Raw genomic sequence first — 23,014 nt, forward strand, 5'->3', positions numbered from 1 at the left:
CGTGTTTTAGGCTCACCTAAAACATCATAAATCCCTCGGATTTTAGGCCGTCCTAAAACAACTCGCCGCCCGTCTCCCAACGGAAGTTGGTCGGGGCAGAAGTACTCCGCTCGAGGGGGGAAGGGTGGACGCTTTGGCTATTTCTTAGGCCAACCTAAAAGAATGTTGGAAACCATAACTGACCGGGCGTGTAGCAGATGGTGTATGTCCGGGGAAGTCCTATTCAAATCCGAAAGCGGCCAGAGCAGAGAAGAAATCGCATTGTACCTCCACGCCGTGGCCGAAAAGCTCGAACGGGGAGACGCAATTACGCTCACATCTGGATCCGAGTCCGTGACGATGGAGCCGCCAGCTCGTCCGGCGTTCGAGGACAAAGCCGAACTCGAGTGGGATGAGAACAGTGGGAACGGGGGCGAACGCACTGGCCAGTTAGAAATCGAGTGACCGGTACAGAATTTGACCCCGGAACTGAACGCACTGCGATTCCTGGTGAGGGAGGGTGCAAGCCGGAGGCTGCCGGTCTAGCAGCCCCTTGAGCACACCGATCAACCGTTCCGAATTGGTTCTCTAACCGTAATAACGGGAACCGGTGCGGACCTGACGGTTTTCTCGGCCACACTCCCGAGTAGGACTCGGTCGGCGCCGCGTCGGCCACTGGTACCCATGACAATGGCGTGGATTTCATTCGTCTCAATACTTTCTCTGATTACCTTCGCAGGTGATCCGTGTTCGACGTGCGTTTGGACGTGTGCCAGTTCGTACTCGTGGGCTTTCGCGACCACGTCGACGACAGCCTCAGATGCCGGGTGCTCAAGTTCGTCCGCAGAGAGTCCAGAGCGAACGTCAGGACCCAGCGATGTATCATCCACGACAGAAATAATGTGGACAGTGGCGTCGAGGGCCGCCGCCAGCGCCAGACCATGACTGGCGGCAGTGGTCGAAGCAGGGCTCCCATCGGTCGGGATGAGAATGTTCTCGTACGGGAACGTCAGCTGCTCACCAGATCGAATTTGAGCGGTTAGAACAGGGACATCGGACAAGCGCACCACTTTCTCCGTGACACTCCCGAGGAGATAGCGTGAGATGCCGGTCCGGCCGTGAGTGGGTAAGACGATCAGGTCATAGTCGTAGCGCTCGGCGTAGTCAACGATCGTCGGCGCCGGATTGCCCTGAACGACGTCGGTTCCGTGCTCGACACCGAGCGTTTCGAGCGTGCCCGCGACGTCCGCAACGATCGTCTCTCCCTCCTGTTCCAGTGCGTCAACGACGGTCCCGTCGACAACAGTGACGCTGTCCCGAGTCGTATCGGCGACGAACACCACCTTGATCGTCGCCTCAGTCCACTGCGCGAGCTCGGCTGCGTGATGGACGATTTTGGCTGCGTGTTCGCTGCCGTCAACCGGGAGAAGAATCGAATCGTACATGTCACTACCGGCAGCTTCGGCGAACAGTCACAAAGCAGTTCCCACGGTACGTACCTCGCCGGTGGTGGGCAACATAGCCGTGAGAACCGAATCACTATGTGGGCCCCACTGTGAACCCATACATAGTTGATTCGGTGACGAAGGTACTACACGAACTCGCACTGGCGACGCCGGCACTCCTCCAGCAACTCCCAGTGGAGCTGCCGGTCTCTCTCGACGTGTTCGTCGTGCTTGCCGTCGTCGGTGTCGCGCTCGTCCTGTTCGTCCTCCAGCCTGTCTCGATCGATACGACCGCTATCGCGCTGATGGTCGCGCTCATCCTCCTCAGTCCGTGGACTGGCGTCTCCCCAGAGGAAGGCGTCTCCGGCTTCTCGAATCCGGCGACACTCACTGTGCTGGCGATGTTCATCCTCAGTGAAGGCATTCGACAGACTGGCGTCATCCAGATCCTCACGCAGAAAATGGAGTCGTTCGCGGGTGACAGCGAATCACGACAACTCCTCGCAACGGTCGGTCTGTCTGGACCCTCCGCGGGCTTCGTCAACAATACGCCCATCGTCGCAGTACTGATCCCAGCCGTCACGAACCTCGCCAGGAAGACCGGGACCTCGCCGTCGAAGCTGCTGATTCCTCTCTCGTTCGCCTCGATGCTCGGCGGGACGCTCACCGTCATTGGGACGTCGACAAACCTGCTCGCGAGCGATATCTGGGCGCAGATCGGTCCGACCGGCGAGCCGTTCTCACTGTTCGAGTTCACACAACTGGGGGCCGTCGTCCTGGCTGTCGGTATCGTCTATCTGCTGACCGTCGGGCGATACCTCACGCCCGCCCGGATCACCGCCGAGGGATCTCCCACAGACCAGTTTGGGATGGCCGACTACCTGACCGACGTCGTCGTGCACGAGGACTCTAACCTCGTCGGGTCACAGGTGCGTGAGCTGCGGCGCGGGGGCCTCGATCTGGACGTGTTTCAGATCGTGCGCAACGGCCGCAGCATCGTCCGCGGCCTCCCGAGCGAGCGGATCCGCGCCGGCGATGTCCTCTCGGTGAGAGCGAGCCAGGAGACGCTCGAACAGGTCATCGAGGACGAGCACCTCGTCCTCCTGCCAGAACTCCTCGACGCCGCAGCCGACGAGGACGAACCCTTCCCCGATGGCTTTGTGCCGGCACACCACGCGTGGAACCAGCCGCCGGCAACAGCCGACGCCACCCCGTCGGCTGATGAGAACGAGGAAAAAGACGGCGGGGACGGAAACGCGGACGCGGATGATGCCAAGGCGGAGACCTCGCTCACGGAGGTCGTGTTGCTCCCTGGGTCGTGGTCGAACAGACGAGATGGCGTCGCCGGCTTCGAGCGTGAATTCGACGCGACAGTCCTCGCAATCCGCCGGGGCAACGAGGTAATTCGTCAGCGCCTCCGGGACGTCGACCTGCAGGCTGGGGACGTGTTGCTCGTGCAGACGAGTGCGGACGTCCTGGAACGGCTTCGGGTCGACACCAACGTCGTCGTCTCTAGCGACGAGCGCTGGGAGGAGTTCGACCGGACGCAGATCCCCATCGCGCTGGGCATCGTCGCCGGCGTCGTCGGGCTGGCCGCGCTCGAGTACCTCCCTATCATGGTTAGCGCCCTCGCCGGTGTCGTGGCGATGCTGTTCTCGGGCATCCTCCGCCCCGCAGACGCCTACGACGCCGTCGACTGGGACGTCATCTTCCTGCTCGCCGGCGTTATCCCGTTGGGTATCGCGTTCGAGGCGTCCGGGACCGCGGACCTGATTGCGACAGGCATCGTCGCCGGGAGCGCCGTGCTGCCACCAATCGCGATGCTCGCGACGTTCTATCTCGGCACCGCAATCATCACGGAGATGGTGAGCAACAACGCCAGCGTCGTGTTGATGCTGCCCATCGCCGTCGAGGTCGCGGGGCAACTCGGTGTCAACCCCTTCGCGTTCGCGCTCGCAGTGACGTTTGCCGCCAGCACGCCGCTACTCAGCCCGGTCGGCTACCAAACGAACCTCATGGTGTATGGCCCGGGCGGCTACAAGTTCACCGACTTCGCGCGCGTCGGTGCCCCGCTCCAGCTCATCCTGACCGTCGTCACGACGGCCGGCATCGCGTACTTTTGGGGACTGTGACCCGACAGATGTTCGACTGCGTCGTGCGCTATGGCGGCGCGCAGGAGCCGCCCCCTACAAGAGCCTATACGCCAATACTGGTGTATGGTTGAGTTGATCTCTATCGGTGGGCTGTTCCTCGCCTTCTTCCTCGTCATTATGAACGGAGTATTCGTGGCCGCTGAGTTCGCATTTGTGAAAATCCGGCCGACCCGGGTGAACGCGCTCGTTGACCGCGGGAAACCCGGTGCAGGACTTGTACAGGACGCCATCGAGAACCTCGATGGCTATCTGGCAGTCAGTCAGCTCGGGATTACGCTCTCCTCACTCGGCCTCGGGTGGATCGGTGAGCCGGCTGTCGCAGCACTCATCGAACCCATCCTCGGGCAACTGCTGCCTGCAGGAGTTATTCATCTTGTGGCATTCGCTCTGGGATTCGGCTTCATCACGTTCCTCCACGTCGTCTTCGGTGAATTGGCACCGAAGACGTTCGCCATCCAAGAGGCCGAACGGGTGGCGCTCCTCGTTGCGCCGCTCATGAAAATATTTTACCACCTATTCCTGCCCGGTCTCATAGTCTTCAACGGCACCGCCAACTACTTCACTAGCCTCGTCGGCGTGTCGCCAGCGTCCGAAAGCGAAGAAACCCATTCCGAGGAGGAGATTCTGATGATCCTCACGCGCTCGGAAGAAACGGGACACGTCGACCTCGACGAGGTCGAGATGATTGAGAGCGTCTTCGAACTCGGCGACACGCTCGCCCGGGAGATCATGGTGCCACGTCCCGATGTAGAAACCGTGTCCGCCTCGATGGCGCTTTCAGAACTTCGTGCGGTTGCCGCCAGCGGGACCTACACTCGCTATATCGTCCTCGACGAAGACGGGGACCAGCCAGTTGGCTTCGTCCACGCAAAGGATATCCTTCAGGCGAGCGAAACCGAAGCAAATCACGACTCAATCACTGCACGTGACCTCGCACGAGAGGTCCTGGTAGTCCCGGAGACGCGACGGATTGACGCAATTCTCGCAGAGTTCCAGACACACGGTGGTGGACAGATCGCGGTTGTCATCGACGAATGGGGCGTTTTCGAGGGGATCGTAACCATCGAGGACGTCCTCGAGGAGATCGTCGGCGACATTCAAGACGAATTTGACACAGCACTGCAGGGCCCTACTATCGAGCACCGAGACGACGGAACGTACATCGTCGACGGCGGCGTCCCAGTCCAAGACGTGAACGAACGGCTCGGCGCTACGTTCGAGACCGACGAGGTCGAAACGATCGGTGGATTCGTCTTTAGTCAGCTCGGTCGAGAACCCGATGTCGGTGACCAGATCGAGCAGCAGGGATATGTCCTTCGCGTAGACGCTATCGACAACGCGCGAATCGAACGCCTCGTGATCCAGCCACCTGAGACCTCTCAGACAGAGACTACTGGGGAATAATCGGCTCGCAAACGGTGGTATTTGTGTCGGGGACAAGGGAGTGGCCCAGCTCGACCGGATCTGTCCAACAATGAGCCTCGAAATACTCGACCGACACAATGAGGAACTATTCAATTCCTCCGGTAGCCGGTTTGTGGACACGAGGTGTTCAGCCACATCCCCTTCGAGGGGGTGTTCTGCAGGAACTGCGTGCTAAATCCGACTCGGCCCACCTCCTACACCTGCTGAGTAAGGCGTGTTCGATACAGTATCTCAGCAGTAAAGGGAGCAGCAGCGCCCCCTGGGAGTGAACCCGCAACCGTCTTTGGCGCAACTACTTTTCGGTGCGGCACCTTACGGTTCCTTATGGACCGTTCCGACTCCTACCGACGTGAGGTCACCTCGAAGGTCGAATCAGGTTGGCGGATCGAGGAGGAGACTCAGGACCGAGTCACGCTCGTGCGGCGTGAGTTCGGTGATCCAGGGATTCACCTCATCATCGCCATCTTGACGATTTGGTGGGCGATGGGCGTCCCGAACCTGCTATACGCCGCATACCGGTACTTCACCGGCAGTCAGCGCACCATCGTATGGAAGGACCGGGCCGAAGCCGACGTTGACGAACTCGCGACGAGCACGGAGTAATCCGTTATCGACGCCGCTGGAACGCGCGTTCCAGACAGTGAGCTGGCTTCACACCGTTGTCGTCCCTACTTCTCGTTGCTGCAGACGCGCCCTGTATTCAGCATACACTTAACGATCTACTCAACATCTGTCAACAGGAGCATGCTGACTATAGAGGGTGAATTCAGCAGCGCACCGCCGATATTTTCGGTGAGTGGATGCTGAAACTGCCGCTAAGAGGAACCTGCTAACTTACCGTCGAACCGCTACTTGTTTCCTTATGGCTTAGCCATTGGCTCTCCGCCCTGATTTATGTTGCCCGACACGTCGCCGTTGCCCCCGACGGCAACTTCGAACTGACTCGGACCGTCCTTCATTCGAGAATTGAACGACATCACTTCGTGATTGCCATGACGAACTGAGGCCGCTGTCAGACTGTATACACCCGCACCGGTCTCCAAGTCCCGAACTACCGTAGTGGGTTCGCCGTCGGCAGGTGCGTTTACGGTAGTCCAGATAGGACGCTCGGTATGACGTTCTGGTGGCCCATACACCAGCGTTAACCGTATTTGCTCAGTTGCTCCAGTATCGCTACGTACGATAATCCGTTCAAGGGGAGATTCCGAGGCGGGTGCTGTCTCGGTGTCGTCATCAGAATAGCTGAATGAACACCCTGCCAGAGCGGTCAGTGTTGCTACTCCCCCAGTGAGGAGACTCCTCCGTGCGATGGTCGGGGACCAATCGGCCATAGTCTTGACAAACTTTTCTCTAAATTAAACATACCGTTGTGAGGCTGTTTCTTTTTCCGTACTGAGCGATTAGTACCTCACCTGTTCTTAGCGATACAATCGACTGTCACTTCGGACTGCCCTCGTGTCCGATACGCGCCCTGTATTCAGCATAACTCGACGAATATCATCCGGATCTGATAGAAATACTGCTGATCAGTTTGCAGACCTTCTTAGAGCCTGTTCCAGCTCTGATGCTGTAATTCAAACAAATAGCCGACGTTACAGCTCGGATACTCAGTAACAGGTCAAACAGTCCCTCTCTGTCGTCGTGAAACGCTGTTTTTCCGCTCCTGAAGGATGCGGAGCGATTCAACATGACCACTGATGCCAGTAATCAGGTTGGGCTAGATACCCAGTCCCAAGTGGCGTTCGAGAATCCGGACGACCGAGACGACGAGATGCACAGAACGACCGAAGCGTGGGCTCACGACCTCGTCGAGGGCGTCACCGAGGCAGCCAAAAGTGAGGAGTTCCAGGAGTGGCTCAACGTCCAGACTCGGTTTCACGACTACTCGCATCGAAACACGCTCCTCATCGCACTCCAGTGTCCCCAGGCGACCCACGTGGCAGGAGAAGTTCGATCGCCATGTGAAAGCGGGGGAGTCGGCGATCTGGATCTGGGCGCCGATCATCACCAGCAAGTGCCCAAACTGCGGGAATTCTCCGTCGTATCACGAGGCGGCAGACTGCACGTACGATGAAACGGACCCCGACGACTGGAGCGAGGGGCTCGTCGAGTTCCGACCTGTTCCCGTGTTCGACATTTCCCAAACGGAGGGAGAGCCACTTCCGAAGCTGGACACGGCTGCAACGGGTGACGCTAGCCAGTTGGTCCCTGCCCTTCTCGATACGGCCGCCGAACTCGCAGCCGACGTCGAAATCGTCTCCTCCGAGTCGTGGTCGCACGGAACAGCGAAGGGCTTCTGTCGTCACCCGAGCGATGGCGAGGAACGACCGCGTATCGAAGTAAAAGATCGGGAGAACCGGGCGGACCTCGCAGTGACGCTCGTCCACGAGTTCGCCCACGCCCGATTGCACGTTGGCGTTGAGGACCACACGGAGCGATCCAAACGGGAGGTCGAAGCCGAGGCGGTTGCTGCGATCGTGGGTCGATACTTCGGGCTCGATACGAGCGGGTCGGCATACTACCTTGCCGCGTGGCAGGGGGACGAAGCCGATGACATTCTCGATCGGCTCGACCGAATCAGTAGCACGGCGGGCGAACTCATCGAGGTGGTCGAGCAATACGCGTAAGCAGTATTCTTCCGTCCAACGCACGTACTCTATTCGTCCTCACTCGGAGGGAAGGGCGAGCTCGCAGAATCGTACCAGCCATGATCTGCTCGGGACGCTTCGGGGGATCTTCGCGGAACTGTCCGTGAGAAGGGTTTTGCCCTCCCGAGGAACGGAGACCGTATGCTCCAGTCGAGGAGTTCTCTCCCTCGCACTCGTTCTCATCGTAACGCTGAGTGGGTGTACAGCCAGTCCTGGCGGTCCGTCTGTCCCGTCCGTCGATGGACAGACAGCTGGTTCCACCTCCTCTCCCGCTTCAGCTGACTCACCGACGAATGAACAGACATCAACCGCACCATCCGCAAATGGAACGCTCGAAGTTCACTTCATCAACGTCGGGCAGGGCGCGACGTCCTTCTGATCGACATGGACACGCAGAACGGGAGTCTCATCTACTTCTTCGCCCCCGACTACGATCGTGGCGATCCAGAGGTACACAATCTCGTCCGCCATCAGGTTGGCCGAAAGGTGACTTCCGGGACTTCACATATGAAGTAGAGGACGGCATCGACCTCATTCCGTCAAATAGCATGTCAAAATACGCTCACTAGTTCCTGTTCAACGAGAAAACGCAGGCAGAGAAACTGGGGGAATCCTACAGCATGTACCATTAGCTCCATCGCGTCCTGCGTGAGGCGACCGTCTGTGATCTCTACGGCGTCCTCATCGTCGATTCGGCCGGGAAAGCTGGCCCAATTCTCTACAACGCGCTGGTCGCCGTCCGTAACGTCGTCGTACCGTTCAAGGCAACCGCAAAGGGGCAGGAGTAGGTGAACGAAGGGCGCGAGCAGGTTCCGTATTTTCTCCGGGAGGAGCTTATCAATGCAGAAGATGAACTCCAGGATACGCTCGAAACCCTCCCCGGGGAGGACGTGTATAAATCCGATTATCCGGAGGCTGCAATGGTCGTCGCTCAGTGCAAACCGGAACTCACTGCGGAGGTCCTCCGCGAGTGAGGGTATGACCTCGACAAGAGGTTATGACAAAAATCACTCACACACGGACTAACATCAAGTAGTAAACAATTTGGAGATGGCCTTCTCACTCGTTAGTCGCCAGCGTCAACTGGCCCCTTGTACTTCGATTTCATCTTCTCCCCCTCATGCCACTGGTAGTAGTAGCGGTTGTCGTTGATGTTCTTCTCGACGATGTTCGCTTTCGCAGGGACACCTTCTGGACGATCACTGTTGTCGGTGCGACCTTCACGAACGACGTCTTCCTCCTCCTTCACCACTTCAGCGTGGACTTCCTTCCATGACGCGAACTTCTTAGAGTGGGTAGCGGTTTGGCAGAGAGTTTGAGGATCCTGTCGATTTAACGCATCAACGACATGCTGCGGGAGGTCATCCGAAGCTTCCGGTGCCGTGTCCGTTACTATCTTAACCAACAATTGAATATCCTGAACTGTAAACAGGTAGGTTAAGATCAGATAGTTGAGGAGGATCACTTGGGATTGATTCGCTCCTTGACGCTAGGCTTCGTGGTTCTAGCGGGCTGTTCTCGGCGTCCGCTCGTCTTCTCTTCAACAGTAAAAGTACACGCGCTGCGCCTCCCCGGCTGTAACTTCGTCGGTGCCATTTGGTCTAGCGCAAGTTTCAACGATCGGTCTTGCCGGAGGGGATTGTGAATGCCGTGAGGAGCGTCGATTGGTTCAGTTCAGGAAGTCAGTGTTCGGTCTCATCCCCGAGATGCGACCGGAGCACGTCAGCATCTTTGTTGCCAGCGCCAGTATTTAGGATAATGACTGTATCATCTGGGCCAAACTCTCCTCTCTCAGCTAATTCGAAGGCCCCACTGACGGCGGCAGCACAGGTTGGCGCTAGTTCTAGGCCTTCGCAGGCTGCGATTTCGAGTGCAGCATCAAGGATTGCTTCATCGGGTGTCGCAACAGCACCTCCGTTACTCTCACGGAGCGCGTCCAGAATCAACGAGCTTGCACCTGGGTCAGGGATCGCGATTCCACCACAGATGGTATCGACAGTAGTCCACGGCACATGTGTATCTTCACCAGCGTCCCATGCCTCGACAATTGGTGCACACCCGGACGACTGTGCGGCGTACATACCGGGTAACTCATCGACCAACCCAAGCTCGCGAAGTTCCTTTGCCGCCTTATGCATGCCAACGAGGCCGACTCCGCCTCCCGTCGGATAGACAACGGCATCAGGAACGTCCCAATCCAGTTGTTCGATTACTTCTAATGCCATCGTCTTTTTTCCCTCATGACGATACGGGGTGACAAACGTTTGGACGGGATACCAGTCTTCTGTCCGCAGACTGTCTTCTAAAGCACTGCCAGCATCCCCGATCTGTGAATCGCCTCCAATTGGCGCCGTAACTGTCAGTTTGCCATTGTGCACCTCGACCATGGCCTTTTGAACGAATCCTGAACGCTCAGGGAGGAAGACGTTTGAATCCAGCCCCGCTTTTGCAGCGTAGGCCGAAGCCGCTTGGCCAGCGTTACCGGCAGAAGCCAGCGCGATTTCATCCGAACCATGTTCGACTGCTGCAGTCACGGCGGCGCTCTGCCCTCGGTCTTTAAAGGTTCCTGTTGGATTACGCCCTTCATCTTTCACGTAGACGTTTCCGACACCCATCTGTTCGGCGAGGTCCGGACACTCAACCAATGCGGTAGCCCCTTCGTCAAGTGTAATAGCAGATTCCGCCGGAAACGGGAGGAGTTCCTCGTACCGCCACATCGAGTCGAACCGTCGGTTGGCAAGGTCCTCTCGCGTTATCTCAATTGAATCATAATCATAGGCTGGGTCCAGAATCCCGTTGCAGTCCGGGCAGCGGTGGGTTGCCGTTTCAGCGTCGAACAAAGTACCGCAGTCTACACACTCTACGCCTAGAAATGCCTCTGTCGTCTCCATAAAAATCTACCATGAGAAGCGGTCATAAGGAAGTATGTGCTGCGGCAAGATATCTCAATACAACACTCCGTTTTAGTCGAGGACGGCGGCGAGCGCTTCGACGGGGTGAGGCGGCTCCACTTCGCCGGCGACATCCTCGAGTTGCGAGCGGCAGGATTCGCCTGGTGCGACCACCATCCCGTCCGGGGCTTCGGCGACCTGATCGCTGAGGATGCCGCCGATGGCGCGGCTAAGCGAGTCATGTTCGGCCTCGTAGCCGAACGTACCTGCCATCCCGCAGCAGCCTGAATCAAGCGGGCTGACATCGTATCCAGCCCGTCGGAGGACACCAACCGCGTGGTGGTCTTTCTTCGTGGACTTCTGGTGGCAGTGACCATGATAGACCAGCTGTTCGGAGGACGTGGGGGACGTCCAGTCTATGGCATCATCAAGCTGGAACATATCGAGGTATTCACATACACCGTAGGCGTTGCTCGCGAGTGAGTCCGCCGCACCGCCGAGTAGGTCACAGTAATCCGATTGGAACATCACAGCGTCGGAAGGTTCCACAAGCACGACGTCCCAGCCGTCGGCGATCCGCGGGTCGAGCGCTTCGACGTTCGCAGCGGCGGTCGTACGGGACTGGTCGAGAAACCCCTTTGAGTGGGCGGGCCGCCCCGAGTCGGTGCGCTCGGCGAGATCGATGTGGACGCCCGCAGCCTCTAGGACTCGGACCGCATCCTTCCCAATGGCCGGGTTCACGTAGTTCGTGAACGTGTCGGGGAACAGCAACGCCTTCCTGGCGGCGTCTGTCTCTGAGACGCGGGGGCCGCGCGTGGCCCACCAGTCCTGCAGCGTATCGCGCTCAAACGTCGGCAGGTCGCGGGTACGGCTGATACCGACAGTAGCTTCCATGAGTCGGCGACTACCTGGAATGCTGGTGAGCCAATTAGAAAGCGGCGCAGTCGCGCTCCCGAGTGCAGCGAAGGTATCTACGTTTGCGAAGAGACGGTCGCGGAGACCGGAGCCATGGCGCTCGTGGTACTCGTGGGTCACTTCGGCCTTCAATTTCGCCATGTCGACCTCGCTGGGACAGTCATGTGAACAGCCCTTGCAGCCGACACAAAGGTCCAGTACCTCGTGCATGAACTCGACGTCGAACGCCTCGCCCTCGGGAAGGTCGCCGCTCATTGCTTGCCGGAGCATGTTCGCCCGGCCACGCGTCGATAGCACCTCCTCGTTGGCCGCGCGATAGGTTGGGCACATCATGCCCCCAGTGGTATCTTGCTTACCACGACAGCCACCACAACCATGACATAGTTCTGCCATTCCCCGGAACCCGTTCTCGTTGTCCCACTCGAGGACGGGGTCGAAGCCGGCGTCGAACTCGTAGTCGGGGTCGAACCGGAGGTTCTCGGTCATGTCCACATCGCCACAGACGTGCCCGGGGTTGAACAGCCAGTCCGGGTCGAACGCGGTCTTGAGCGACCGGAAGGTCTCCCAGAGGCCGTCGCCGTACAGCTTCCGGTTCCACTGGGTGCGCGCCCGACCGTCGCCATGTTCGCCCGACACCGACCCGCCGTACTCGACGATGAGGTCCGTGACCGCGTCTGCAATCGACTCCATCGCCTCAACTTCGAGAGGCTCCTTGGTGTTGATCAGTGGGCGGACGTGGAGGACGCCGGGGCCGGCATGCCCGTAGAAGGATGCGAACGTGTCGTGCTCAGCGAGAATCTCCCGGAAGCTCTGGACATACTCGGTCAAGTGCTCGGGCGGTACGGCGCAGTCCTCGATGAACGAGATGTGTTTTGCATCTGAGGTCCGTCCAAGGAGGATGGGCATCGCCGCTTTCCGGAGCTTCCAGAAGGACGCCCGATCTGCGTCGTTGTGTGCCTCGAGCGCTGCGAACGCGGAAGTATTGTACTCACCGCTGCCAGCCTTTGAAATACGGTCGTCGATCAGGTCGGCGACTTTCTGTTCGCCCTCTGCGTTGGTCTCGGCGTAGAACTCGACCAGCAGTGCAGCCTCAGTTCCATCGGGGAGCATCCCCGCGACCTCCGCGAACTCGGCGGTGTCGCGAGCTAGGTCGAGGAGTACATCGTCGATGAGTTCGACCGCGGACGCGTCGTGCTCAAGGACGTGTGGCATGTCCTCCATCGCCGCATCGACGCTCCGGTAGGTCAGGAACGCGAGCGACGTCGTCTCCGGCACCGGTTCGAGCGAGACCTCAGCCTCGGTGACGACCGCGAGGGTCCCCTCGCTGCCGGCCAGCAGTCGAGCGAGATTAACCGAGCCCTCCGCAGCTTCCTCGATCAATACGTTAAGATTGTACCCCGAGACGTTCCGCTTCATGGCGGGGTACGCCTCCTCGACGGCTTCGGCGTCTTCGTCAACGATGCGCGCGATTTCGGCGTGGATGCGACCTCTGAGGTCGCCGGTGGGGTCTGCGCGCTCGCGGAGTTCAGTCAGGGTGACCTCGCCGAACGTCGCCACAGTACCGTCCGCGAGGACGACCTCGCAGGACTCGACGTACGCATCGGTCTTCCCGTACTTCAGCGAGTGGGCACCCGTCGAGTTGTTGCCGATGGCGCCGCCAATCACACTGCGATTTCCGGCGGCCGGGTCAGGCGCGAACTTCAGTCCGAACGGCTCTAGATCCGCGTTGACGTCAGCGAGCACTGCGCCGGCCTGAACGCGTGCCCGGCGGGCGTCAGAATCGATCTCGATCACGCCGTCCATGTGCCGTGCAAGATCGAGGACGACCGCCTCGTTGACGGCCTGGCCGGCGAGGCTGGTTCCACCCCCGCGCGGGAGCACCGGGACCTTCCGCTCCGCACAGTACTCGACGGTCGCACTCACGTCGGCGGTGTCATGCGGGAAGACGACGCCGACCGGCGTCACCTCGTACGCACTCGCGTCGGTCGCGTACAACTGTCGTGTGTACTCGTCGAACCGGACCTCGCCGTCGACGAGTCCCTCGAGATCAGAGACGAGTGCAGGCCGCTCGACGGACTTGCCGCTGTAGTCGTAGTTCGCGCGTGGGTCGGTCGCCGGATCGTCGTGCTCCTGGTCGATTGTGGAGTCTCGTTCGCTTGCCGTCACGTGTCTCTCCTTTGTTCCGTTGTAGAACGGTGATACGCCTCACAGTGGTAAAAGGTTCGACCGTACGTCGACCTCGATATCGACTCTGCAACACCGTGTACCGAAACCACAACGCCCACAGCGGACTACCATCAGGAGTATCGCACGAGGCTTTAAGCCGAAGAGCGCGGAGGAATTTGACATGGACCTGGACGATATTCTTGGCGATAGCTGTGCGCGTGACTGGCAAACCATCGATCCCACCGCTGTGAGCCCCGTTCGGTTCGCCGTCATCGGGCTCGGCTGGTTCACTCGTGGACGAGCGTTACCCGCGCTCGAAGCGAGCGACGTCTGCGAACCGACGGTACTCGTCAGCAGCACCGCGGAAAAAGCCAAGACCGTCAGTGCCGAAACCGCTGGTGAACAGACGGGAATCGACTACGACGCCTTCCATGATGGCTCGGCGGCGGCGGAATACGATGCGGTCTACATCTGTACACCCAACGCGTTGCATCTACCCTACGTTGAGACGGCCGCGGAGTTGGGCAAGCACGTTCTCTGTGAGAAGCCGATGGAGCGCGATAGTGACCGAGCGCGCCAACTGGTTGAGACGTGCGAGGCAGCAGGGATCGAATGCATGATCGCCTATCGAATGCAGACGGAACCCGCCGTCCGCCGAGCCCGCGAGATCGTCGCTGAGGGCTACGTCGGCGAACCAATGGCGGTGAACGGCGACATGTCCCAGCGATTGCTCGACCGTGTGAATCCCGACCCTGACCAGTGGCGCCTCGACGAGGAACTGGCCGGCGGCGGCGCACTGTTCGATATTGGCATCTACCCGCTCAATACCGCTCGCTTCCTGCTCGATGCCGATCCCGTGGAGGTCACCGGAAAGGTGTCGAGTTCGCACGATGCCTTCGACGAGGTCGACGAGACGGTTTCGTTCAGTGTGGAGTTCCCTGACGGCGTCTTCGGCTCGTGTTATGCGAGTCACAATGCACGCCAGTCGAGCGGGATTACGCTCACCGGAACCGAGGGGCAGGTCAGGATCGAACCGGCCTTCTTCCAGGACCAGACACGGAAGCTCCACATCTCACGGGGCGACGGTTGGGCGTCAGTCAGGCTGACGAAGGTTGACCAGATGCTCGAAGAATTCGACTACTTCGCTGACCGCATCAGCGGTGACGCGCCAATGGAACCCGATGCGGCACACGGCTTAGTCGACATGCACGTCATGGAGGCCATTTACGAGGGCGCAGAAGGTAGGGCGTGGGTCGACGTCAGTCGGTAACGGTCTCGTCCTCTATCAACGACACCGGTTTTTCACGCCAGATCGACGGTGAGGGTCTCCCGAGATTCGTCGTAAGACCACGATCCCGGGGTCGGGGTCCCGTCGACCCGTTCAACTCTGTCGCCGTCGAGGGTGACCGTCTCGGGTGGCGACTCGATATCGGTCACCTCCGCGACGAACAGGTCGGAGCGACCGTCATCACCGACGTGCAGAGCGAGCGATTCCTCGTCGAGTGTCACCTCGATGTTGACGAGCGCATTGGCATCTTCGTCGTAGAATTCAGCTGCCGTCGCGACGCTGCCGTGGCCATCCGGCGTGATTCGAAGGGTGACCGACTCCGGCGTCCCCTCTTGGACCGTCTGGGTTGCCTCACCTATCGGGATGACGCTGTTCGCCCGAATGAACACGGGCATCTCGTCCAGGTCGGTCTCCAGGTGCAGCGTCTGGCCGCCCATGTGGTACTCCCCGGACCAGTAGTCGACCCAGTCGTCACCCTCCGGAAGGTACACTGACACCTGGCCGGATGTCTCGAAGACGGGCGCGACCAAGAGTGAGTCACCCAGCAGGTACTGAAGTTCGATATCATAGGTCCGGGGGTCGTCTTGGTACTCCAGTACGAGCGGTCGTACCACTGGCAGGCCGGTGTGCGTGGCCTCCTCGGCGACGGTATAGAGGTACGGCAGTAACTGGTAGCGTAGTTCAGCATACTTCTTGAAGATGCGCACAGCCTCCTCGCCGAAGGCCCAGGGCTCTCGCGGCGTCGTGCCGTGACAACGTGCATGGCTGGAAAGAAGGCCGAACTGGACCCACCTAATGTACACCTCGTCGTCTGGTGTCCCTCTGAAACCACCAATGTCGTGGCTCCAGAACGGGAAGCCCGACATCGACATACCGAGGCCGCCACGGAGGGCTGACGCCATCCCGTGGAAAGAAGTCTGAGCGTCGCCGCCCCAGTACATCGGGAACCGCTGACTGCCAGTCCACGCCGACCGACCCCAGACGAGGGCGTCCTTCTCGCCGTTTACGTCCTTGACGGCCTCGTAAACTGTTCTATTATAGAGGAAGGGGTAGTAGTTGTGAACCGTCTTCCCGGTCAGACCGTTGTCGAACACGGCGTCCTCAGGAATCGCTTCGCCATAGTCTGTCTTGAACACGTCAACGCCCATTTCGAGGAGTCTTCGGTGTTTCTCCTGCCACCAGTCAATGGCGCCCGGGTCGGTGAAGTCGACGATCGCGCCGGCGTAGTCGCCCTGGCAGAGGTCGTCCATTACGTAGGGTTTCCCGGTCGAGTCCTCAACGAAGTATTCGTTCTCGACCCCCGTCGTGAACGCCTCGGACCCTACCGGCACGTACGGATGTTCCCACAGCGAGAGGTGAAACTCCTGCTCGTCCAGCCAGTCGATCATCCCTTCGGGATCGGGGAACTGCTCGGTATCCCACTGAAGATCCGTCGAGCGGAACTCCCGCATCCAGAAGGGATCGAGGTGGATTACGTCACAGGGGATTTTCTCATCGCGCAGGCGGGTGGCGATGTCTTCGAGGTGGTCCCGGGACTCGTAGCCGAGCCGGGACATCCAGACGCCGAAGCTCCACTTTGGCGGGCGTGGGGACCGGCCACTGAACGCTGTGTACTCCTCAATAATATCGGCGAACGAGGGTCCATCGAAGAAGACGAACGAGAAGGTGTCGTCAGCCACGTCGATGGTAGCGCTCGCCGACGAGGTAGCGCCCAAATCGTACTCGACGCGAGCAGTTGTGTCGACCAGGAACCCGAAGCCATGCGAGGAGAGATGGAAAGGAACGTTCTTGTAAGACTTCTCCGTCTCGGTTCCCATCGGTTCGACAGTCCAAGAGGTGAGCTTCTGGCCTCGCTTGTCGAAGTTCGTAAACTTCTCGCCGAAGCCATAGAAGTGTTCGTCCGGGCCGAGCGCGAATGTGGTCCCAGTCCGTTCGACGCGGCGAGGGCCGTGGTTCTTGATCTCCTCGGCGAAGCTGAGTGGTTCGATACGGCGTTCGCCGCGAACGTCAACGTCACCGCGTTGCTCCTCGAGCAGGACGGTTCCGTCTCGGCGTTCGACGGCAAAGGTCCACTTCGTAAGGCCGACGATCACCCGAAGGTCAGTAGACTCGACGACGAGCGCGTCGTCCTCTTCGGTGACCTCGACTTCGACGTCGGTTGTGATGGCCGACGCGTCCAAGTCAGTGAGCGATTCGGTCGCGCCGGCCTCGGGGTTCGCCGTGAACTCGAATCGGAACGTCGAGGGGTTGTAGAACATCAGCGAGATGGGAAATCGGCGGTCGACGGGTACGTCACCGGTTCGCTGGGTCTCCTCGCGGTACTTGAAATCAGCACCGACGAACGATTCATCGGTCTGGCAGTGTAGCGTCACGCCTCGGTCGTCAGTCTCGTAGCTGTCGACAGTCGCGACTGTACTCCGTTGCATACAGCCCCCAGACTCAGGAGGACGTAATAGCTTTTGGTTGTCCAACTTCTACATCGCGCGACGCTGCAAATTGCTAGCAACCGCGGATAGCCAACTCAGAGATCAGTGAAGCCCTGGTGGAAGCCGACTAGCTTCGTCCGGGAGAAGTGTTCGACAGCGTACTTGATTCCCTCCTTGCCGACGCCTGAATCCTTGAACCCTCCGTAGGGCATATGGTCGGCACGGAAGCCGCTGACTGTGTTGATGTTGACGCCGCCAGCGTCGATAGCGTCCGCTGCACGCTTGGCGCGGTCGATGTCCTGTGTGAACAGGCCCGCCTCGAGGCCGTACTCTGTATTGTTCGCCTCGTCGATGGCCTCATCGAAGTCTGCGACCGCAATAACAGGGACCAGCGGGCCAAACGTCTCTTCCTTTGCGGCGGGCATTTCTGGCGTCACGCCGGAGAGGACAGTCGGCTCGAAGATGCGCTCGCCAAGGTCACTCCCGTAGCGACCCCCGTACTCCACGGTTGCACCCTGCTCAACAGTCTGCTCGAACAGATTAACGACGGTTTTGAATTGGTCGTCGTCAACCATAGAGGCGATGTCCGTCTCGTCATCGAACGGGTCACCGATCGTAAGCGACGCTGCGGCGTCAACCAACGCGTCGATTAGTTCGTCTTCGATGTCCTCGTGGACGAGTACCCGTTCGACGCTGTTACACACTTGGCCAGCATTCGAGCACGCACCCCCGACGACCTGTGTCGCGGCCTGCTCGATATCCGTGTCTGACCAGACGATAGTCGGATCGTTTCCGCCGAGTTCAAGCGTGAGTTCCTTCATCCCGCTATTGTCCGCGAGGTATTTCCCAACGGCGGTCGATCCAGTGAAGGAGATAGCCTCCACTGCCTCGTGAGCCAGGATAGCGTCCCCCACGGTAGATCCGCTTCCGGTGACCACGTTCACCAGCCCATCGGGTGCGCCAATGAGGTCGGTGGCTTCGTCAAGGCACTCGAACAACACGATTGACGAGAGGGGCGTGTTCGTCGCAGGCTTGCCGACAACGGCGTTTCCGGCTGCGAGAGCGGGCCCGACCTTGTGAACCATCAGGTTCAGCGGGAAGTTGAACGGCGTAATGGCCGCGACGACGCCTAGCGGTTCACGCTGGGTGAAGCAGTGGTCCTTCGCAAACCCCTTCTGGGCGTCCATTGGGACGTACTCGCCGAACATCCGCTTAGCTTCCTCCGCTGAGAGGCGAAGTGTCTGGACGGCACGATCGACCTCGGTCTTTGACTCGCCGATAGGTTTGCCCTGCTCGCTGGTGATGATGCGGGCGACCTCGTCGGCCCGGGACTCCAGTTTCTCGGCGGTCGTCATTAGCAGTTCGTAGCGCTCGTAGGCTGAGAGCGTCGAAGCTTCCTGGGCGCGAGCGGCGGCCTCAATGGCCTCGTTCACCTGCTCCGTCCCAGCCATCGGAATTGAACCCACGTGCTCGCCGTCATAGGGATGTACCACGTCCGTCCGTTCGTCTGCGCTGACCCATTCGCCACCGACGAGCATGTCCTTGTCTAAGCTACTCGCTGTTTCAAGACTCATACAGGGATGGAGTCTCAGCGCGAAATTAAGTGTTGCCCCGATAGGCGGCGGAGATTAAACAGAGCATCGTTCGCCGGGCCGCCGTCGCAGCGGATTCGATCCGCGAGGACCCGACCGCTCTCTTCGTCGATGTCGCTGGCATCCCAAATTATAAACTAACGGTCGACTAGTCCAGCATCATGCACCTATCGGGGACTGTCGTTCCCATGGCTGCGCCTATCCACAGGCGCGGCGGGGACATCGACGTACCTACCCTCGAGGACTTCACGGAATCCTTAGTCAATGCGGGGGTACACGGTCTCTTCCCCGGAAGTTCGATTGGCGAATTTCCGAGCCTGACCCGCGAGCAGAACCATCAGATCATCGAGATTGTCGCAGAGACCGCTGCTGATGACACGGACGTACTTGCCGGCTGCTGTGACACAAGTGTTGACGGCGTCATCGACAACGTTCGCGCCGCGGACGCTGCCGGCGCGGATGCAGCTGTCGTCGTCACCCCCTACTACCTCAATACGACACAGAATGGACTGTACCGCTTTTTCACCAGCGTCGCCGACCGTACGACGCTGCCGGTCCTCGTCTACAACATCCCCTCGCTGACCGGCAACCACGTCGAGGTCGAGACGATCACCAAACTGGCCGCTCATGACGACATCGTGGGGGTGAAAGACACCTCCGGCGACCTTACCTACCACCACCGTGTCATTGAGGAGACACCTGACTCCTTCGCAGTCTTCCAGGGTGCGACCGAACTAGCTGTCGCTTCACTCGACTTGGGTGCGTCCGGCATCATCGCCGGCCCCGCGAATATCTTCCCCGAGGCGCTTGCACGGCTCTACGAAGCTCACCAGTCTCACGATCACGACGAAGTCCGGCGTCTGATGAACCAGGTCGTCGTTCCCCTCGTCACCGCTACGAGTGACGTTCCGACCGCCGCGGGGATCAAGCACCTTGTCGGGCGAAGCGGACTCGATGTTGGCGAACCGCTCGCTCCACTTCCAAAGCTCGACGATGATGAACGCGACCGGCTCGACCAAACCTATGAACGCATCGTCGAACGTCTCGAAACGTCTACTGCCGAACAGTAATACCACCACCCGACGATACGATTCGTCCCGAGTCAGCTTTCTCCGCCCCGAACTTTCCGAACCCTGAGTGACGTCGTCCATTCGTATTGCGCTCGGCACAGATTTGCTAACCTGCTTGAGCACTCAACGTCGACGTCAGCAAAAGGGTGGAACGCCTCGGTCACACAGCGAGTGCGACGAGATTAGGCGTTGTTGATCTCCTGGTCGATCCGGCTCTGTGCATCGTTGAGCGCCTTTTTGGGTGTCTTGTCCTGGACGAGCGCTTTGTTGCACTCCGTGTAGACGATCTCGGAGAACGTTGAATAATCCGGCGTCGCCGGCCGGGCGCTCGTTTGCTGGAGCGCCTCCGCGAAGGTCTCGAGAAGGGGCGCCTGCTCGAAGTATTCCTCGGTGTAGAGGTCCTTTCGAACTGGCAACCTGCTGTGTTCGAGTGCGAGCGTTTCTTGGGCCTCTTTCGTCGCCACAAACTGGGCGAACTGCTGGGCTGCTTCCTTGTTCTCGGAAAACTTGTTGACGAAGATACTCCAGCCACCAAGACAGGAGTTCGGCGCGTCCGGGTTCCCTTCGGCCTTCGGCATAGTGGCAACGCTGAACTTGTCTTTGACGGCGGAACCGTCCTCGTTCATGACCGAAACTGCGTAGGGCCAATTACGCATGAACAGCGTGCCGCCCTGCTGGAACGTCTGGCGGTTTCCATCCGTTCCGCTCGCCGGGATGGACTTCGGCGTGACTCCGTGTTTGTGGATCAGATCCACGGCGTGGCTGAGTGCATCGATTCCTTTCTGAGTATTTACCTTGAGCTGGTCGTTGTGGGTGACGGTGCCGCCCATACCCCAGAGCCAGTTGAGCCACATGATCGTGAGTCCCTCGTTGGAGCCACCCTGCCAGATGTAGCCATTGTTGATTTCGTCATCTTGCTCGAGGATGTCCTGCGCGACGTTCACCACCTCCATGTACGTCTTCGGCACGTCGTGACCGTATTCTTCGAGTTTGTCCTCCCGGTAGTAGAAGGCGTTCGCGTCGGTGAACATCGGCATCCCGTACAATGTCCCGTCGATCGTCGCCGCCTCAACCGGCGTCTCGAGCATTGCGTCGGTGTGGCCATCTGGATCGGATACCTCGGCTGCCCACTCGTTCCCGACGAACTCGGCAGGCCATATAACGTCCATCATCCCGATGTCGAAGTCGGTCGACTGCGAAACGAACTGGTTGATGTAGTACTCCCGAGTCGAGGAGGACGCGGCCGGCGTCGCAGTTGCGTCGATCGAGACGGAGTTGTTCGCCTCGTCGAACATCGGTCCGATACTCTCCATGTCGTTTTCGAACGACGAAATATGGACGAAGCTAATTTCAGTCTCTTGGTTACCGCCGTTCCCCCCATTACCGCCGTTCCCCCCATTACCGCCGTTTCCGCCGTTGCCAGTATTTTGATCACCGCTACAACCGGCAAGCAGGACTGCCCCGCTCGCCGTGATCCCTTTTATTAACTGCCGTCTCCGGGTTCCGAAGCTATCGCGTGGCATACGTTCACACATACGTAACCGGGTTTATAAAAATATCCTTTTATGTGGGTGGCCAGAGGGATTGCGGCAGGCGATGCATGTTGGATAACTATGCCTCCATGGGCCCGAAATTTACTCTAGTCGACTACATCGCCACCGTTCACAATCCATCGGGACCCCCACTTCCAACCGGTGAACGACGCCGCCAATCAACGGTTCGTATTCGTGCGAGTATCTGTCGCCTCGCTCGGGCTCAACTCAGAGGAGTATGAAGACGGCCGCGAGCGTGAGCGCGCTGACGGTGACGAGATGGACGAGTACGAGCGCTACGGGTTTGATCCCGGTTGCTCGGAGGCTGCGAAGATCAATGTCGAATCCAAGGCCCACGAACGCCAACGTGAACAGCCAGTCGCCAACAGTGTCGATGAGGTCTGCAGTACCCGCTGATATGCCGAAGAGGTTCACCAGTACAGCCACGCTGAGAAACCCGAATAAGAACTTCGGAAATCGTCCCCAAACCTGACGAGCGTCCATCGAGTCCGCGGCAGAAGCGGCGTAGTGGCCCGCATAGCCAATCGCCAGCACACCGATGAACGCGTTCCGGACGAGTTTGGTGACGGTCGCCCACTGCCCGGCAGCCTCTGAGACAGCGAATCCTACCGCAGCCACCGGCCCGGTCGAGAACAGGCTCAACCCTGCCCAGACGCCAAACTGCTTGCCCGTAAGCCCAAACACTGGCGCCAGCGGAGGAAAGACAGCCAGGGTCACTGCGTCGAACAGGAGGATCGTCGCCACAACGTATGTCACATCTGCCTCGTCAACGTCAATGCCACCGGCGACCGCTAAGACGGCAGAAACTCCGCAGATGCTTACACCCGCCGCGAGCAGTGACCCGGTTCGTCGTCGCAGCTGGAAGACGTGACCGGCGAGCAACTCAACATAAAGTACGCCCAGCGTGACCACCGCCGCCGCGAGGAGTAGCACGGTCGGACCAGTGTCGAGTAATTCGCCTAGGGTGAGGCGAGCGCCTAGGAGGACGATTCCTGTTTCAAGCAGCAGTTTGTGCTGTTCCAGACCAGGGGCTGCCCAAGCTGGAACGCCGACAGTGTTGGCGACAAGGGCACCAACACCGATGGCGACGATGAGCGGGCTGACGCCCGGGATTGGACCGACAGTTAGCCGGGAAAGTGCAGCGATGGCAACCAGAATCAGCAGCCCTGGAGCAAGCGAACGTATCGTTGTGACCTCGCTCATCGTCACAGTGGGACGACGATGAACCCCAAGACGATGGCGAGTCCGATGAGGGTCGCCTTCCAGCCCCTGTTAAGGGATTGCCACCAGTTTGTGACGCTGCCGAGGACGCTGTTGCTTGTGCTCACAGCAGCGAACACTGTCTCTGCGGGCATACACTTCTGTCCGCTACCTGCGAAGGGATAAAACCACCTAGGGTCGTGGTGACGCGTCTACAATTGCGGGGGCCGTCTCCTCAACCGTAGCTGCGAGGGGGGTGTGCA

The 23,014-nt window shown here is 59.5% G+C and carries 16 protein-coding genes and 2 pseudogenes; 9 read left to right on the forward strand and 9 right to left on the reverse strand.

Features of this window, described 5'->3' with window-relative positions; genetic code table 11:
* Window positions 1-204 precede the first annotated feature (204 nt).
* Window positions 205-444 carry an amphi-Trp domain-containing protein gene (locus tag HUG10_RS15995; RefSeq protein ID WP_179170522.1) on the forward strand — a complete coding sequence of 80 codons (240 nt, stop codon included), beginning with the start codon at window positions 205-207 and terminating at the stop codon, window positions 442-444.
* 101 nt (window positions 445-545) lie between these two features.
* Here the strand turns inward: HUG10_RS15995 and HUG10_RS16000 are convergent, their stop codons facing one another.
* Entirely contained in the window at window positions 546-1,424 is an 879-nt protein-coding gene (locus HUG10_RS16000; RefSeq protein WP_179170523.1) for a universal stress protein, read from the reverse strand.
* A gap of 194 nt (window positions 1,425-1,618) precedes the next feature.
* On the opposite strand from HUG10_RS16000, the gene HUG10_RS16005 reads away from it, so the two are divergent.
* The 6 genes and pseudogenes from HUG10_RS16005 to HUG10_RS16025 all read left to right on the forward strand — a co-directional run bounded on the left by HUG10_RS16005 (window position 1,619) and on the right by HUG10_RS16025 (window position 8,624).
* Window positions 1,619-3,556: an SLC13 family permease gene (locus HUG10_RS16005; RefSeq protein ID WP_394354997.1), complete on the forward strand. Its 1,938-nt coding sequence runs from the start codon at window positions 1,619-1,621 to the stop codon at window positions 3,554-3,556.
* Between the two features lie 84 nt (window positions 3,557-3,640).
* A complete protein-coding gene (locus HUG10_RS16010; protein ID WP_179170525.1) occupies window positions 3,641-4,981 on the forward strand; it encodes a hemolysin family protein in 1,341 nt (446 codons plus the stop codon).
* A gap of 70 nt (window positions 4,982-5,051) precedes the next feature.
* Window positions 5,052-5,170 (forward strand): annotated as a pseudogene (locus HUG10_RS22290) (DUF7567 family protein); the annotation flags it as partial.
* 156 nt (window positions 5,171-5,326) lie between these two features.
* Window positions 5,327-5,605, forward strand: a complete 279-nt coding sequence (locus HUG10_RS16015) for a hypothetical protein (RefSeq protein WP_179170526.1) — start codon at window positions 5,327-5,329, stop codon at window positions 5,603-5,605.
* Between the two features lie 1,168 nt (window positions 5,606-6,773).
* A pseudogene (locus HUG10_RS16020) lies at window positions 6,774-7,629 on the forward strand (ImmA/IrrE family metallo-endopeptidase).
* An 809-nt stretch (window positions 7,630-8,438) separates the two neighbouring features.
* Window positions 8,439-8,624 carry a hypothetical protein gene (locus HUG10_RS16025; protein WP_246310168.1) on the forward strand — a complete coding sequence of 62 codons (186 nt, stop codon included), beginning with the start codon at window positions 8,439-8,441 and terminating at the stop codon, window positions 8,622-8,624.
* Window positions 8,625-8,716: 92 nt separating this feature from the next.
* On the opposite strand, the gene HUG10_RS16030 is transcribed toward HUG10_RS16025, so the two are convergent.
* The 3 genes from HUG10_RS16030 to HUG10_RS16040 all read right to left on the reverse strand — a co-directional run bounded on the left by HUG10_RS16030 (window position 8,717) and on the right by HUG10_RS16040 (window position 13,622).
* Complete coding sequence (locus HUG10_RS16030) at window positions 8,717-9,115, reverse strand: hypothetical protein (RefSeq protein WP_246310169.1); 399 nt, start codon at window positions 9,113-9,115, stop codon at window positions 8,717-8,719.
* A gap of 217 nt (window positions 9,116-9,332) precedes the next feature.
* Window positions 9,333-10,541, reverse strand: coding sequence for a threonine synthase (locus HUG10_RS16035; RefSeq protein ID WP_179170527.1), 1,209 nt, complete (start codon window positions 10,539-10,541; stop codon window positions 9,333-9,335).
* Window positions 10,542-10,613: 72 nt separating this feature from the next.
* The gene (locus tag HUG10_RS16040) at window positions 10,614-13,622 is read right to left on the reverse strand and encodes an FAD-binding and (Fe-S)-binding domain-containing protein (protein WP_179170528.1); all 3,009 of its coding nucleotides are present in this window, start codon (window positions 13,620-13,622) and stop codon (window positions 10,614-10,616) included.
* A gap of 181 nt (window positions 13,623-13,803) precedes the next feature.
* Between HUG10_RS16040 and gfo6 the strand changes: the two genes are divergently transcribed.
* Window positions 13,804-14,892, forward strand: a complete 1,089-nt coding sequence (gfo6, locus tag HUG10_RS16045; RefSeq protein WP_179170529.1) for a D-xylose 1-dehydrogenase Gfo6 — start codon at window positions 13,804-13,806, stop codon at window positions 14,890-14,892.
* A 32-nt stretch (window positions 14,893-14,924) separates the two neighbouring features.
* Here the strand turns inward: gfo6 and yicI are convergent, their stop codons facing one another.
* Window positions 14,925-17,336 carry an alpha-xylosidase gene (gene yicI / locus HUG10_RS16050; protein ID WP_179170530.1) on the reverse strand — a complete coding sequence of 804 codons (2,412 nt, stop codon included), beginning with the start codon at window positions 17,334-17,336 and terminating at the stop codon, window positions 14,925-14,927.
* 95 nt (window positions 17,337-17,431) lie between these two features.
* Window positions 17,432-18,910, reverse strand: coding sequence for an aldehyde dehydrogenase family protein (locus tag HUG10_RS16055; RefSeq protein ID WP_179170531.1), 1,479 nt, complete (start codon window positions 18,908-18,910; stop codon window positions 17,432-17,434).
* A 179-nt stretch (window positions 18,911-19,089) separates the two neighbouring features.
* Between HUG10_RS16055 and HUG10_RS16060 the strand changes: the two genes are divergently transcribed.
* The gene (locus HUG10_RS16060; RefSeq protein WP_281375662.1) at window positions 19,090-19,998 is read left to right on the forward strand and encodes a dihydrodipicolinate synthase family protein; all 909 of its coding nucleotides are present in this window, start codon (window positions 19,090-19,092) and stop codon (window positions 19,996-19,998) included.
* Between the two features lie 182 nt (window positions 19,999-20,180).
* Here the strand turns inward: HUG10_RS16060 and HUG10_RS16065 are convergent, their stop codons facing one another.
* From HUG10_RS16065 to HUG10_RS16075, 3 genes are all read right to left on the reverse strand, one after another.
* The gene (locus tag HUG10_RS16065; RefSeq protein WP_179170533.1) at window positions 20,181-21,521 is read right to left on the reverse strand and encodes an ABC transporter substrate-binding protein; all 1,341 of its coding nucleotides are present in this window, start codon (window positions 21,519-21,521) and stop codon (window positions 20,181-20,183) included.
* Window positions 21,522-21,758: 237 nt separating this feature from the next.
* Window positions 21,759-22,754, reverse strand: coding sequence for a YeiH family protein (locus tag HUG10_RS16070; RefSeq protein WP_179170534.1), 996 nt, complete (start codon window positions 22,752-22,754; stop codon window positions 21,759-21,761).
* Between the two features lie 2 nt (window positions 22,755-22,756).
* The gene (locus HUG10_RS16075) at window positions 22,757-22,906 is read right to left on the reverse strand and encodes a hypothetical protein (RefSeq protein WP_179170535.1); all 150 of its coding nucleotides are present in this window, start codon (window positions 22,904-22,906) and stop codon (window positions 22,757-22,759) included.
* Window positions 22,907-23,014 lie beyond the last annotated feature (108 nt).

The sequence above is a fragment of the Halorarum halophilum genome, assembly GCF_013401515.1.
Classification (GTDB): Archaea; Halobacteriota; Halobacteria; order Halobacteriales; family Haloferacaceae; genus Halorarum; species Halorarum halophilum.